This is a genomic window from Halanaerobium saccharolyticum (assembly GCF_003053565.1).
In the GTDB taxonomy this organism is placed as follows: Bacteria; Bacillota; Halanaerobiia; order Halanaerobiales; family Halanaerobiaceae; genus Halanaerobium; species Halanaerobium saccharolyticum_B.
The window spans coordinates 31374-47113 of record NZ_QAXS01000016.1 but is presented as its reverse complement, the minus strand read 5'-3'; the positions used below and the strand labels follow the sequence as shown (position 1 = coordinate 47113).

General features: G+C 34.6%; 9 protein-coding genes, 1 tRNA gene and 1 riboswitch. Of the genes, 2 read left to right on the top strand and 8 right to left on the bottom strand.

The window, feature by feature from the left end; translation table 11 throughout:
• Window positions 1-47: 47 nt before the first annotated feature.
• On the bottom strand, window positions 48-2018 hold the full coding sequence (locus tag C8C76_RS07795; protein ID WP_108140417.1) for a methyl-accepting chemotaxis protein: 1971 nt from the start codon (window positions 2016-2018) through the stop codon (window positions 48-50).
• Window positions 2019-2058: 40 nt separating this feature from the next.
• The gene (locus tag C8C76_RS07790) at window positions 2059-4047 is read right to left on the bottom strand and encodes a bifunctional diguanylate cyclase/phosphodiesterase (protein WP_108140415.1); all 1989 of its coding nucleotides are present in this window, start codon (window positions 4045-4047) and stop codon (window positions 2059-2061) included.
• 81 nt (window positions 4048-4128) lie between these two features.
• Window positions 4129-4203: riboswitch (cyclic di-GMP riboswitch) on the bottom strand.
• Between the two features lie 139 nt (window positions 4204-4342).
• Here C8C76_RS07790 and C8C76_RS07785 point away from each other — a divergent pair.
• Window positions 4343-4430: transfer RNA gene (locus C8C76_RS07785), tRNA-Leu, on the top strand.
• Window positions 4431-4537: 107 nt separating this feature from the next.
• Window positions 4538-5764 (top strand): NAD(P)/FAD-dependent oxidoreductase, encoded by a 1227-nt coding sequence (locus C8C76_RS07780; RefSeq protein WP_108140413.1) that lies wholly within the window; start codon window positions 4538-4540, stop codon window positions 5762-5764.
• On the opposite strand, the gene C8C76_RS07775 is transcribed toward C8C76_RS07780, so the two are convergent.
• From C8C76_RS07775 to C8C76_RS07750, 6 genes are all read right to left on the bottom strand, one after another.
• Window positions 5759-7852, bottom strand: a complete 2094-nt coding sequence (locus C8C76_RS07775) for a methyl-accepting chemotaxis protein (protein WP_258222446.1) — start codon at window positions 7850-7852, stop codon at window positions 5759-5761. The two genes, C8C76_RS07780 and C8C76_RS07775, sit on opposite strands and share 6 nt — an antisense overlap.
• 194 nt (window positions 7853-8046) lie before the next feature.
• Window positions 8047-9186 (bottom strand): baeRF7 domain-containing protein, encoded by a 1140-nt coding sequence (locus tag C8C76_RS07770; protein WP_108140411.1) that lies wholly within the window; start codon window positions 9184-9186, stop codon window positions 8047-8049.
• A 136-nt stretch (window positions 9187-9322) separates the two neighbouring features.
• Window positions 9323-10795 (bottom strand): GntR family transcriptional regulator, encoded by a 1473-nt coding sequence (locus C8C76_RS07765; RefSeq protein ID WP_108140409.1) that lies wholly within the window; start codon window positions 10793-10795, stop codon window positions 9323-9325.
• A gap of 84 nt (window positions 10796-10879) precedes the next feature.
• Window positions 10880-13624 (bottom strand): cation-translocating P-type ATPase, encoded by a 2745-nt coding sequence (locus C8C76_RS07760; RefSeq protein ID WP_108140407.1) that lies wholly within the window; start codon window positions 13622-13624, stop codon window positions 10880-10882.
• Window positions 13625-13694: 70 nt separating this feature from the next.
• A complete protein-coding gene (locus C8C76_RS07755; RefSeq protein ID WP_108140405.1) occupies window positions 13695-14216 on the bottom strand; it encodes a type 1 glutamine amidotransferase domain-containing protein in 522 nt (173 codons plus the stop codon).
• 80 nt (window positions 14217-14296) lie between these two features.
• Window positions 14297-15691 carry a DUF2254 domain-containing protein gene (locus C8C76_RS07750; protein WP_243733882.1) on the bottom strand — a complete coding sequence of 465 codons (1395 nt, stop codon included), beginning with the start codon at window positions 15689-15691 and terminating at the stop codon, window positions 14297-14299.
• Between the last annotated feature and the right edge of the window lie 49 nt (window positions 15692-15740).

Here is a 15740-nt window from a genome sequence, read left to right as displayed (position 1 = left end):
CTCCTTTTTTTAGTATTAACTTTTAATAAGAATTAAGCAGCAAGTTTTTAAAGTTTGAACTTAGAAATCGACTCTGATAATTCTTCTGCCATTTCAGCCAGTTCCTGTGAAGCAGTAATAATCTCATCTGTAGCTGCATTCTGCTCCTGGCTGGAAGCTGCAACTTCCTCAGCATTAGCAGCTGCAGTTTCGCTTGCAGAGGCAATTTCTCTGATCGCTATTTCTACATCATCACTGTTGGCAGCCATTTCTTCAGCCTTACTATTTATATTTCCAATAATTCTACTTAAAACTCCAGCAGTATTTTCAATTTCTTCAAATGCTTTTCCACTCTCCTCAATGGAGCTAACACTTGACTCAACTACCTCTCCAGTCTCTTCCATATTTTTTACAGAAGCATTTACATCTTTTTGAATACCTTCAATTAATTCAGTGATTTCATCTGTAGCCTTGTTTGATTCTTCTGCAAGTTCTCTAATTTCATCAGCAACTACCGAAAATCCGCGGCCCGCTTCTCCTGCTCTGGCTGCTTCAATTGCTGCATTCAAAGCCAGCAGATTAGTCTGAGAAGATATATCTTTAATCATGCTCACTATTTCTCCAATTCTCTGTGAAGAATCTGCCAGAGAGTGGACCGACTCTTCCACACTCTGCGAATTGTCTTTAACTTTATTAATTTCGGAAGCAGATTTGTCAATAGACTGATTACCTTTTTCAATATTTTTTATTACATCTGCAGCCTGTCTATCCATGGCCTCAGAGGAAGTATTGATCATTGTAATCTGTTTAATTAACTCATCCATTGTAGCTGTAGTTTCTTCAACCTGAGCTGACTGTTCCTCTGTATTAGAGGCTACTTCCTGAATAGCTCTGCTAACCTCATCAGCACTTTCACCAACCTGGTTTCCACTGGCTGATAATTCTTCGCTGGAGGCTGCAACTCGATCTGAAACATTCTTAACATCTAAGATCATTTCTTTCAGATTAGTAATCATCTCTGAGAATGAATTTGTTAAGCTTCCAATTTCGTCCTTACGTTTTAAATATTTATCATCAATATTTAAGGTAAAATCTCCTGCTGCAATTTTCTCTGCAGCAGCTGTGACATAATTAAGAGGATTTGCTATATAGGAGGCAATAATTATTGTAACAATCATTCCAAAAATTAGAGCAATAACTGCAATTACCAGACTAGTATTTCTTAAATTATTTAGTCCACTCATCACTTCAGCTCGATCTGCTGTCATTGCTACGGACCAGCCATTAATTTCTACAGGATGATAGGCCATAATTTTTTCCTGATTATTAAAGTTATAGTTTACTGCATCACTCTCTCCAGCCACCATATTTTGACTAATATTTTTTAAATCCTGATTACTATCTGCAAGCTCACTATTTGCTATGTAATCTTTTTCCGGATAAGCTATAGTATTCTTATTTTGATTGATTATCCAACCATAACCAGCTCCGTTAATATTCATTTCAGTAATTAACTGCTGCAGATATTCTGTAGAGACAGTACCAATTAAGACTCCAACCTGTTCTCCCAGATCAATTATCGGGACAGCAATTGAGATAACATTTCCCTCTGTTAACTCACTGGGCCTGGCATTCGAATATGTTATCTTTCCTGTTTCCATTGCTCTATTAAAATATTCTCGATCAGAAACATCGATATTTTCTCCACCAACCACATTTGCTCTACCATCATCTCGGGCAACTATAATATTTTCTAATTCAGGATGATCGGCCTCTTTGAGGAATCTTTCCTGACTGCTCCACATCATAGTTTTAACATCATTTGAATTTGCTAAATCTTTTAAGAAAATTTCCATTCCAGTTAGCCACTCATTAATTGTATTAGAATTTTGACGAGCGCTTTCTTCAGCACCTGACATAATAGTAGCTTCCATAATATCTGTTGACTGATTATATAATGTTAAGGCTGTACCACCAACAATTAATAAAATTAATATTGAGATTGCAAAGAGCATTTTAGCTTTGATTGACTTTAACATTTTAACCCCTACCTTTTTTACTTATTATAGTAAAATTATATCATAAATGCTGTATATTGCAATCATAGCAGATGATAGACTCAAGTTCAGCAAGCGGCTTCGGACGGTAATAATAATAACCCTGGACATAATCACAATTGAGATCTTTTAATATCTCCAGTTCAATTTTTTCTTCTACACCTTCTGCTACAACCTGAAAATCAAGCTCATGAGATAATTCAATAATTTTTTCTATCAAAATTCTATTTCTTTTCTGATCTAGATTACGAATAAAAGACATATCAAGTTTAAGCATATCAATTGGAAGTTTAGCCAGATAAGAAAGTGAAGAATATCCTTTGCCAAAATCATCGAGTGAGATATAAAAACCTGCCTCTTTTAATTTATTAAGATTTTCTAAGTCTCTTTTTTCAGCATCCAAAAACACAGATTCTGTAATCTCAAAATCAATCTGATGAGGACATAATTTTCCGTCAGCGATTAATCCCTCTAAAAAGGTTATTAGACTGTCATCTTTTAAGTCATAGGCAGATAGATTAATCGAAATAATCTTTTCTGATTCCCGTAAAATCCTGTTCTCAGAGAATTCTTTAATGACCCTTTTAATCACCCAGCGCGTTATTTGAGTAATTAAATTACTCTGTTCAGCAATCGGAATAAAATATCCAGGTGAAATCTGACCAAATTCAGGATGCTGCCAGCGAAGTAAAGCCTCAAGAGCAACAATATCATCATTTTTTAGATCAATTTTAGGTTGATATACAAGACTTAAGCCCTCTGATTCGACAGCCTTTCTTAAATCATTTTTCAACTGTATATTATTCAATTTTGCATAATAAATTTTCTTATCATAAATTTGATAAAACTGATTACTAGCTTCAATTGTATGAAGGGCATGGTGAGCTCTACTAATTAAAGTTTTAGCATCTTTTCCATTTGAGGGATAAACAGTAATCCCAATTTTAAAATCTAAAAAATAATCGATTTTATTTTCTTTCCAGAGCATTCTCACTGACTGATAAATTTCTTCTGCCTTAGCTTTGATATTTTTCTGTTCTGAAATTCTGTTATATAAAAGCAGGAATTTATCTCCATAATAGTGGCTTATTAATTCTAGTTCTGGATCCCTATTTAAGGTATCAGCGATTTTTTGTGCTGTCTCTTTGCCGTGAAGTGAGCCATCTAGATTAGATATATTATCCATGTCCATAATCTCAATATAAAAAACTGAAAAGCCATCCTTATTTTGACTATTTTCAACAGCTCTAATCTGCTGTTCCAGTTTATCTAAAAAATATTTTTCATTAGGCAGACTGGTAAAATCATCATAATAAGCAAGCTGATATAATTTATCTTCAAGCTTCTTTTCTCTGGTAATTTCGGTTGTAGTTCCAATTACTTTAACTGCTGAATCATCACTATCCTTTAAAAAACGACCGCTGTGTTTGATATATATATATTCTGAATTGTTTTCAACTCGAAATATATTACTGTACTTTTTATTTTTATTCTCTAAAAAAAGTTCCCATTTGTTTTGAGCTTCCTGCCGGTCATCCGGGTGAATATATTCTTTTATTGATTCTATTGGTCCCTGACTGGTATATTTTTGATGGATATTTAATTTGTTTTGAGCCCAGAAAGAAAGATATAATTCACCACTCTGAAGATCATATTCCCAAATTCCAACATCTATCATATCTTCAATTAAATTAAATTTTTTAATTTTATCTTCTTCATTTTTTATTTCCTCAGCCTTATCTATAATACTTTTACTTATCTTATAATTAGCATTTAAGGTCCTGCGTATTAAAAAATAAATTAGTACTGCAGAAAAAATAATAAAAATAACCTTATTTGCAAAATGAAAAAAACTGTGTATTTGATCAGCAGGTATAAAGATGTCAATAAAATATTCAAATAAAGCAATCCAGATAAATCCAACAATTAGATACTTTAAAATCAAAATAAAGCTGGCCTGAGATGGGTCATATTCTTCTATTTTATTTTTTAATTTTTCGATAACTTCCATTGCTGACCCTCCTATCCTAATACCGACTGGTGGTATATTTTTGGTAATAAAAAAACCGACCACAAATGGCCGGGCACTAAAGTCTGCAGCCTGGCAGTCTCAGTAAGACCCATAGCTTTGCGTCACTGCTTTACAGCAGTTTTGCCCTCAATTGAAATATTTTCTTCTATTTGTAATTATATTGTACTAAAGGCAGATAAATAATTCAAGTATTTAACTTAAAGTTTATAATTTAATTTTAAAATGCTAACTCTTGCTTTTAATAATTTTCTATGTTAAAATAATTGGTGTTGATGCCGAAGTGGTGGAATTGGCAGACGCGCTGGATTCAAAATCCAGTGGCCCTTGCGGCCGTGCGGGTTCGACCCCCGCCTTCGGCACCATTTATATATCAACGATTATAGCAATTTTTAAAGTCTCCTGTTTGGGAGATTTTTTTAGTTTGAAAAGTAAATTTTGATAATACATTTAAGAATATGGGGGCAGGAAAATGAAAGCTGACTTAATTATTGCAGGTGCTGGACCGGCAGGACTTTTTGCTGCAGTTCAGGCTGCAGCAAATAATAAGTATAAAAAAATATTAATTTTAGAAAAAAATTCTAGCGCCGGCAAAAAGCTTCTGATCAGCGGCTCCGGTCAGTGTAATTTGACACATGGAGGAGATATTTCACAATTCTTCGACCACTATGGAGAAAATTATAATTTTCTAATGGGGGCACTTTATACTTTTGATAATCAAAAGCTGATGCAGTTTTTTGAAGATAGAGGAATTAAATTTCGAGAAGTCAGAGGCGGTAAAATTTTCCCAGAATCAAATCAGGCCTCCGATATTTTAAATGTTTTATTAAAAGAAATTAAAAATAGAAATATAGATATAATATATAATTCAGAAGTAAGAAGAGTTAAGCAGCAAAATGAATATTTTGAAGTTCAAACAGCCGCTGAAACTTATATAAGTAATTATTTTTTACTTACAGTGGGAGGTAAATCTTTCCCAAAAACTGGCTCAACGGGAGATGGTTTTCAGATTGCACGCAGTCTGGGCCATAAGATTATCGAACCCCGTCCTGCCCTAGCACCTGTGGTTATTAAAAATTATAAATTTAAAATGTTGAGTGGAATTTCTCTCAGAGTTAAAGAAATTTCTCTCTGGAGAAATAATGAGCTATTAAAAAGCTGGAAAGATGATCTACTTTTAACCCACCAAGGTCTTTCAGGTCCCGGTATAATTAATTATTCGCGCTATATGGAAAAAGGAGATATTATAAAAATAAAACTCTTAAATTATTCTAAAGAAGAATTAGAAAATAATTTAATCAAAAAAATTGAAAGAGAAGGCAGATTAAATCTGCTTAATCTTCTCATTAAATATCCGCTGGCCCAGAGGCTGATTGAAAAAATACTTGATATTGCTGATATAGATGGCAGTCAGAATGCTGCTCACTTAAGAAAAGAAGAAAGAAGAGAAATTATCGACCTATTTTCTAGTTTAGAATTTGAAATTAAGTCTCTAGCTGATTTTAATCGGTCTATGGTTACTAAAGGAGGGATCGACCTCAGTGAGATCAATCCCCAGACTATGGAATCCAGAATCACCAATAACCTTTTTGCAGCCGGAGAGGTCTTAGATATTGATGGTGATACCGGCGGCTATAACCTTCAGGCTACCTTTGCCACAGCATTTATGGCCGGGAGTGAACTTAGTAAGCGATTATAGATTGAACTGAGCTATAGCTTTTGTAAGCTCATCTGCCATATTAGAAAGCTGATCAGCTGCGTTAACAATTTCTGCTGTAGACGCAGACTGCTCTTCGCTGGCGGCGGCTACTTCTTCTGAATTACTGGCCGCCTCTTCACTGACAGCTGCAATTTCAGTAATCGTAGAATCAACAAATTTACTATTTTGATTAACCTGTTCTGCCTTTTGAGTAATCTTTTCAATCTGGTTTTGTAATTCTGCTGCTGCCTGATTAATTTTTGTAAAAGAACTTCCAGTTTGATCAATCGCTTCAACACTGTTATCTACAACTTTTTCTGTATTATCCATTTTAGAAACTGCGTTATCTACACCACTTTGAATTTCTTTAATTAAGGAATTTATTTGATCAGTTGCTGTTGATGATTCTTCAGCTAATTCTCTAATTTCATCAGCTACAACTGAAAAACCTCTACCTGCTTCCCCTGCCCTGGCAGCTTCTATAGCTGCGTTTAAAGCAAGCAAATTAGTCTGCTCGGCAATTCCATTAATTAACTTCACTATATTACCTATTTTTGTAGAAAGCTCCCCTAAATAATTAATATCATCTGCAACCTGAGCAGAATTATCCTTTACATTTTCTATCTGCTCAACTGAATTCTCAACAGAACTACTTCCCGTTTCTATATTGTTCATTACGGAATCAGCCTGTGAATTCATAGCAGTAGAAATGCCATTAATCTCAGAGATCTGATTTATAAGCTGCTTAATAATACTTCCTGCTTCTTCAACCTGGGCGGACTGTTCCTCGGCACCAGAAGCTACCTGCTGGATTGAATCTCCAACCTGATCTGCAGAAGCTGCCACTTCCTCACCGGAAGCAGATAATTCCTGACTTGAGGCTGCAAGATTAGAAGCTATATCCGACACATTTTTGATTATTACTTTTAAATTTGTCAGCATCTTATTTAAAGAGTCTGCCAGATCACCAATCTCATCGTTACTTTTAATTTTAAGCTTAGAAACAGATAAGTTACCGGCAGAGATTTCTTCAGCCATCTCAACCGCCTTTGAAATCGGATTTGTTATTTTCTTAGAGAAAAAATAAGCTATAATTATTACCAGCAGAGCTATAATTACTGTCATCATTAAGGCATTATTATTCATCGCAGTAATCTCACTAAAAGCTTCAGCTTCATCAATTTCGGCAATAATTGCCCAGTCAAACTCTGTAATATCAAGGCTGGAATAAGAACTTAAAACTGATATCCCCCGGTAGTCATTAATTATTTGACTATCTTCACTACCGGCTAGAGCCTGATTAACAGCTTCAGTGTCAATTTCCTCTGCTAAAATATCATTTGAATCAGTAAATCTAGAATCAGAGCGCATTAACTTATCTGCTCCAACAAGATATGTTTCTCCACTTTCTCCTAAACCGGAAAGTTCACCCATTATCCTATTAATCGGCTGATCAGAAATCTGCAGAGCAGTAACTCCAATTATTTTTTCATTCTCAAAGACTGGAGCAGCCACAAATTGAATTGGAGCTTCCACCGGTCCATAATATTTGAAATCTACCAGAGAAACACTACCTTCCAGAGCCTCATTATATGCTCTGGCAAGATTTGTCTCTGCTAAATCTCCTTCAATTAAATTCTGTCCTAGATCACTGTTCTGAGCCTGAGAAAAAATAATATCTCCTTCTAGATTAATTAAAAATAAATCTTTATATTCATTTTCCTCAGCATATGTATTAAAATAGGGTCCAAACTGTTCTATGTAAATATCGTACATTACTCCTTCAGTCCCACCCGATGAAAAAGCATTATTAAAATTATTAAAAGCATCTATTACAATCGGGGTATTACTTAAAACATTAACATCACCCTTACGATCACTGTAAAAGCTTTCAATTTGATTTGCTTTATTTATCCTGATTGAATTGAGCTGATTAAAATTTGCTTCTCTAAGTGCCTGGCTGCTCTGATTAGTAATTATATATCCCAGCAGTGCAATTGGAATCAAACTAATCGCCAGCATGATAAATATCAACTTATAATTTAAATTAAATCTAAAACTACTCTTCTCCTCTGTTTTTTTAAACAAAACTTATCCCCCCCATTATTTATTCTATAAGCCTATTTAATCATAATTTTGAACTTTAATCAATTTTAAGAACTATTTAACTACTAAATAAGAAAAAAAATTAAAAAAGCATCAGCTGCCAGGAAAACCTGAAGCTGATGCTTCTTATTTAAAGTTTAATTTTTATTTTATAATTAGAATAAAACTATTACAAATTAGTATCTAAAAATAGCAAGCACATCACCATCTGCAGGCATTTCATCACTTTCTAGTGGGTAAACTTCTCCACCGTTAATCAGGGTCTCAACTGCAGCGAAATTATAAAGATCATAATCTTTATTGTTATTCATTGTTTTAATTTCATTTTCCTCTTCAACAAAGATACCATCTTTTTCTGCCCGTTTATTTAAAAATAAGGTATCAATTTTACTGTAATGTGATGCTTCCACTATATCTTCCAAATTATCAGCTGTTTTTTCAGTTGCCTGAAGCTCAAGATATCTTTCTTTATCCTTGTTTAAATAGTCATGAAGGTGGGGCTCAACAATCTGCCAGCTTTTTTCGCGAAGCTCTTTTTTATTCATCTGTCTGGAATTCCCACTCAGATTATCTGCAAGCAGATTATCATAATTATTGATATTTTTATAAAAACTAAATAGACTGTCATCTGTAGCTACTACTAAATAACTGTCTGATTCTTTTAACTCCTGATTAATTACTCGGTCAATTTCTTTAAGATAATGAATTAAATCTTCGTTATCATCATCAGAGGCTGCCCCCTGACCGTGAAAAACTGATGACCCACCTGCTGTATTAACTGACTGATATTTTTCAGCTGCCGCTTCATCTAAATTTAAATAGTCCTTAATACTTGCAGGCATCTCTTCAACACTAATTTCTTTAATATTATTGCGATCAGCCTGATAAAGCTGGCTGTGATTAGGGCTTAAGGCAAGTAAATAATACTGCTGATTATCTTTTAAATCTGCAATTAACTGTTTTAGATTGAAGCTGTAGCTTACATGAGATTTATCAAAGGTATCAACAGCAAGTTTAAAATGTTCAAATCTATCAGGTGAAATAAATACTGCCAGGCCTTCTTTCTGCTCCTGCCAGAAATTGCTGTCAGCTGCAAGTGTATAAGCTTCATCTAAAAATTTATCAACATCCCGCTGCTTAAAATCCCAGTTTTTTTCTAACTTCTCCTCAACTTCCTGCAGCAGATTTTTAAACTCAATTTCTAGCTTTTTAAATTCTCCTTTATGAACTGCCTTAGTTGACATATAAATTGAAACACAGGGACTCTCCTGACATTGAATTAGATCCTTTAAAATATCCATTTTAACTTCTGTCATCTTTTTAACCCCCTATTAAATTTAAAATATACTGCTCACTACTTATTAACTTTTACTAAGACAAAACTAAAAAAGAATTTAATCAACTTTCTATAATTATATTTTATCAAATTTTTTAAAAATATAAAGTAATTTTTTAACTGATAAACTGCCAGTAAACTTTAGCCAGGCTCATAACTCCCTGTTTTATTGAGAATTGTGTTAAGGTAACTGGAGAAATAATTAATTCACTGCTTTCAGCTGCAGCGGCAAAATTTGAATAGTCAGGTAAGAGAATAGAATTCTTCTCAGCAAAGACTTTAAAATCATGCTGATTTATAGGCTGATTCAAAACTAATTTTAGATAAAATAGCGAATTATTTTCTACAGCCTGTACTCCCTGAAAATGTTCTTTTACATTTTCTATCAGCAGCAGTTTTTTATTTTTTAATCTCTGCTTTAAGAACTTAACTCTTTTACTTAAATAATCATTTTTAAAATAGTAATCAATTAAGTTATAAACCAGATTATCCCCGGCAGAAAATTTATTTTCTGTTAAAATTTTATTTAAAGAATAATTATTTATAATCTTTTTGCCTGACTTTTCATTTAAAAAATCACTTTCGTCTAAAACAATAAGTCCTGTTTTTAAACCAGGGAAAATTCTTTCTGTTAGAGCCTGAATCAGAATAATCTGATCTCCAAATTTCGAGTTTAATAATTCTTTGAGCTTCGGGTTTTCAGAATATAGTCCAAAAAGCTCTAAAATTATAAGCTTGAATTTTAACATCTGGGCCAGCTCCAGCAGCGATTTTAATTTAGAAAGGCTCCAGTCCAAAATTCCAGCTGCTGTTGACTCATCACTGACCAGCAAATAATCAATTGTATTTTCCTCCAGATAATCCATTAGACTATCATAATCAGCAGGGCTCAGATGAAAATTAGATTTAGAATCCTGACCAGAACTAATCTGATTAGATTCAACTTGAAAATCAGAATTTGAAAAGATCTCTCCTTCTGAATCAAAAAGAGTATTAAATCCTGAAATATTATTTCCGCTGGTAAAAAGCAGCTCAGCTTCATTTGTAATTACAGAATTAAAAATCTCCTTTAATTCCATTTGCGAGCTGTAAAATAATTTCTTTTTATTTAAATCTGAATATTGATCCTGCAGCAGCTTAAAATAGGCATTATCTGGATGACACTCTGCAAAAACATTCCCCTGGAGATTGGAGTAGAAACGATCAAAGATTAAATCCCAGGAATACTCCTCTAAAAATTCTTTTTCACTTTCTGCACCACTGAAGTCAATAACTTTAGTTGGAGCAGAAAAGTTTTTAGAACTTAAAATCCTCAGGCGCTGGTCATCTCCATTACTTTTTAAAGCTGCAGCAGGAGCTATATAGCTCCCACTGCCTTCTTTTTTATAAATTAAATTCTCAGCAGCCAGTAAGTCATACGCTTTAACCACTGTTTCTGCATTAACGCTGAGTCGGGAAGCAAGCCTTCTAATTGACGGCATTTTAGTATCTGGTGTATATTTATCGGCTAATATCTCAGCTCTAATTGCCTCATAGATCTGAGTATATAAATTTTCTTCTCCATCTCTTTTTAAATCAATATCGAACATCTAGCTTCCCTCCAGTAATTTAGATTTTTTAGTCAAACTCGTGTCGCTTCTAAATATATTATTTTAGCTTAAATATCTTTTAGATTATACAGTTTCATTTTTTCTTTTAAAGAACTTAATTCCTTCATGACCTAATAAGAAAATAGCTCCCGCGAGTACAACTCGACCCCAGTCGGCTAGAGTTACTCCGGCAAAACCAAGGAAAGAATTAATTGGTGAATAAATTACCAGTAAGACCATTACAATTGAAATTAGGATAGAATAAATCATCTTTGTGTTACTGAAAAAGTTCTTGTTGAAAATACTCCTATATTCATAACGGCGGGACATAATATTAACCCACTGTGAAAAAGCAATTGTTAAAAATGAAATTGTTGTACCCCGAGCATAAAGCTGAGTTCCTTCTCTAACTGCTTCGGATTGACCATTAATAAATAAGTAGAAATTGGTAAAAGCCAGTCCACCCATCAGGAGAGCTAAAAACATTATCTCACTAAAACTGTGCTTGTTTACTATATGCTCATCCTGTTTTCGCGGGGGGGACTTCATTAAATGCTCAGAAGCAGGATCAAAAGTCAGTGCTGTCAGCGGTAAAATTTCAGCTATTAAATCAATAGACAGTATCTGAATAGCCAGAATTGGAATTGGTGTGCCGAGCAGAGCTGCAGCCAAAAGACCAAGTAATACAATTGTTAATTCAGCCCCGTTAGTAGTCAGAGAGGCAATAACAGTTTTCTTTAAGTTATTATAAATAGTTCTACCCTCTTTAATCGCATAAACTAAAGTTGGATAGCTGTCATCAAGCAGAATTAGTTCTGAGGCCTCTTTGGAAACATCTGTACCCATCTGGCCCATAGCTACCCCAATATGAGCACTTTTTAAGGCTGGAGCATCATTTACTCCATCACCGGTCACAGCCACAATCTTCTGCTGTTCTTTTAAATTCTTAACAATTCTCAATTTATTTTCGGGTGACACCCGAGAAAATATAAGTGATTCATTTTCTTCCATAGTCTGCCGCAGCTCTTCTTCACTCATTGCTTCTAAATCTTCACTGGTAAATACAGGGACATCCTCATCATCAACAGAAAGGCTGATTTCTTTACCAACCGCCTGAGCTGTGATTGCATGGTCACCTGTCATAATATAAGTATCAATATGAGCAGCATGTGATTCCTGAATAGCCTCTTTAACTCCTTCTTTAGGAGGGTCGATCATGGCTACCATTCCAAGAAAAATAACATCTCTTTCAATCTCTTCTAAGACATAGTCAGTTTCATCATCTTCCAGTTTGCGGTAGGCCACTGCTAAAACCCGCATTGCATTTTTAGAATATTTTTCATTTAATTTATTTAATCTTTCTTTATCTTCCTCAGTGATTTCTACAACTTCACCATCTTTTAGAATATGCTTAGAGACAGAAAGTACACTCCCTAAAGCACCCTTCATTTTAAGATAATTCCCATCTTCAAATTCTCTAATCGAACTCATCCGCTTACGGTCAGAATCAAAGCTGAACTCATGTAATTCAGGATTTTCTTCATCTTCTTTTGGTGAGCGGGTGCCCAGCTTAGTTGAAAGTGTAATTAGTGCAGCTTCAGTTGGATCTCCAATTGAATACCAGCCGGGGTGTTCTTCATCAGGCTCATGAATCTCTGCGTTAGAAGCCATTGTGGCAGCATCAAAGATAATTTCCATTTCTGCAATTTCCTCTTCAGTTAGTGGCTCTCCATCTTCACCCAGTAATTCCCCTTCGGGTTCATAACCAAGTCCGGTTACCTCATATTCTTTGCCATCAAAATAGACTTTTTTAACTGTCATTTCATTTTTAGTCAGGGTACCTGTTTTATCTGTACAGATAACATTGGTTGAACCGAGGGTTTCAGCAGAAGACAATTTTTTAACTACTGCATTTTTGCCAGCCAGGCGGTCAACTCCCTGGGAAAGGGCAACGGTAACCTGCATCGGCAGAGCCTGCGGCACAACAGCAACGGCTATCCCCAGAGCATAAATTAAAGCAAAATCTAAACCATAGCCCTGATAGATACTGACTCCGAATAAAGCCAGAGCAATTATTACTGCAAAAACAGCAATTTTATTGGCTACTGACTGCAGCTCAGACTGCAGGGGAGATTTGGACTTATCTTCTTCCTGAGTCATCGAAGCAATTTTACCCATTTCAGTTTCCATACCTGTTCTGACAACAACACCCTTCGCGGAACCAGAGGCAACTGTTGTTCCCAGATAAGCCATATTATCCCGGTCAGCCAGCGGTCTTTCTTCTTCGATATGATTGGACTCCTTCTCCTGCGGCATTGATTCACCGGTCAGAGAAACATCGTTTGTCCGTAAATTAAAGGCTTCAATTATCCTTAAATCTGCTGGAATTTTATCTCCTTCTTCCAGGCTGACAATATCTCCAACAACTAATTCTTCCTGTGGAATTTCTCCAATCTGATCATCTCTAATAACCTTAGAAGGAGACTTAACCAATTTATTTAAAGAATCCATAATTTTTTCAGCTTTATATTCCTGTCTAAAACCAATTACTGAGTTGATTACTGCAATAATAACCATAATTGTACCATCACGGTAACTACCAATTGCAAATGACATCACCGCTGCTATTAAAAGCAGAATAACCAGTACATCTTTAAACTGCATCAGAAAAATTTTAACTAAAGATTTTTCCGCCTTAGCCTGCAGAACATTTTTTCCATCTTTTTCGAGACGCTTTTTTGCTTCTGACTGCGAGAGTCCTTTTTTAGATGTTTCCAGATCTTCTAAAACATCTTTTGCTTTTTGTCTGTAAAACTCTTTTTCTGCCATATGATCACCTCTTATATATTTTGAAGTAACTTTTTTAAAAATTTATTTAGAAATAAATAATTTAACTTAATTATTCAGCCAGAGCTGAAACTAACTCTCTGCAGTAGGCAGGAATGTCTTTAACAACTCTGCCCCAGACAATATTCCCATCTCTAAAGGCTGGCTTATCAACCCAGCTCCCCCCGGCATTGATAATATCATCTTTAATTCCTTCAGAACCTGTTGCTTTGCCGTCAACTATTCCAGCTGAAATCCCAACCAGACCAGCGTGACAGATTAAGCCAATGATTTTTCCTGCTTCATAATTTTTGCGAACCAGTTCCACTACATTCTTATCTCTTCTAATTTTATCAGGAGTCCAGCCGCCAGGAACTAAAACCCCATCATATTCTTCATCCAAAACCTCTGCTGCGGTAAAATCAGCTTTTTTGGTCAGGCAGCCGTGTTTGCTTGAGTATTCCTTATTCTTTTCCATTCCTATCACATCAACATTGGCTCCTTCTTCCTTCATCCGCATATATACAACCCAGAACTCTAAATCTTCATAGCCCGGACCAATTAACATTGCAATATTTTTTCCTTTTAATTTCACTTCAAACCACCTCTCTAATGTATTATTTTAGTATTTATAGATAATAACATCAAACATTAACTATTTAAGTTAAAAGCTTACTAATTTATCTTAAAATTTTCCACCTGAAAATATTTTTCTCGCTCTTCTTTATTTCCAGTTTCCTTTGCCAGTCGATAAATTTTGTGGTTTAAAAACTTTTTATCTTCCTGCTCCAGTACATTTTTATCAAAACCACCTAATATATAGTGGCTGAATTTCCAGACCTGTTCTTTAATCTCTTTTGGACTTCCTTCAGCAATAATCACCAGGGCATCAATTATTGAACCGGCAACAGATACATCCTGATTACCGTAGTGACTGAGCTGATAAAAAGTTTTGTAAAGCAGATCCCAGAAAGAAATATCCTCCAGAATAAAACAGAGCTCATCTTTTTCATTGTAATAATAAGTGTTTTCTAAGTTGGCAACTGCAATTCTTGATAAAACCCAACCCAGTTGATTGATACAAAAAATAGCTGTATTGGGATCATTAATCCCGGGGGAAATTGCTCTTAAAGCAACTTCAGTTAATTTTAAAAGACCAAATTCAATATCATTCTTTTTGCTTCGCTCATTACTAATTACCAGATTACCTCTGATTTTAGTTTTAATTTCTTCCAGTTCTTCCTCAGTAAATTTTTCCTGTTCTTGATTGAGCTGCCATAATTTAAAAACTATTGTATTTTCAGTTACATAATCTCCAATCATTTTTTCGGCCCTGATTATAATGTCATACTCATCTGCCAGTTTGGTCAGTTCAATATCATATATTACCTGAATGTAACCACTCTGTTCTGGATGAACCTCACAAACTTCTCGGTCATCTAGCATCTCCTTTAAGTTATCAGGTGCTTCATTACGAATCTGATCATTACTGTTATTTCTTGCCTCGATTTTATCAACAATCTCAATAACTTCTTCCTTTAAGCTCTCAATTAAAAGATTAACCTGAACAGAGTTTGCAGCATGGTGAATAAAATAAACAAAATAACCGAGACAGACAATCGCCACAATAACACCAATCATTGCTGAAAAAATAATCGACTCTCCACTTCCCTGCAGGCTGTCATCAATAAATAACAGGGTTAAAATTGAATAAATAAAGCCAGCAATAAAAATCCCCAATACCTTTAAGGTCACTTTATTTTTGAGAAAGTCCTGCATCGTTCGCGGTGAAAACTGAGAAGAATACATAGTCAGCACTACCATAATTGTTGAAAAAGAAACTGTAATCATCGCAAAAAGTGAGCCAGCTATGGTAGATAAAATTGTTTTTGAAAGATCATAAGATGTAAAAAAATATGATGGCAGTACATTTATCAAAGTATTTGTATATTTATATTCAATAAAGATTACCACTATTGAAAGTAGAGTAGCAGAAATAGCATAAATTGATGGGATAAAGTATATTTTATTTTCTATATTGTGCAGGAATTTAAGCTTCAAAACTGCCACATCCTCTTTTTAATTTATTATTAAAATAATTAGTTATACCTTAGTAATT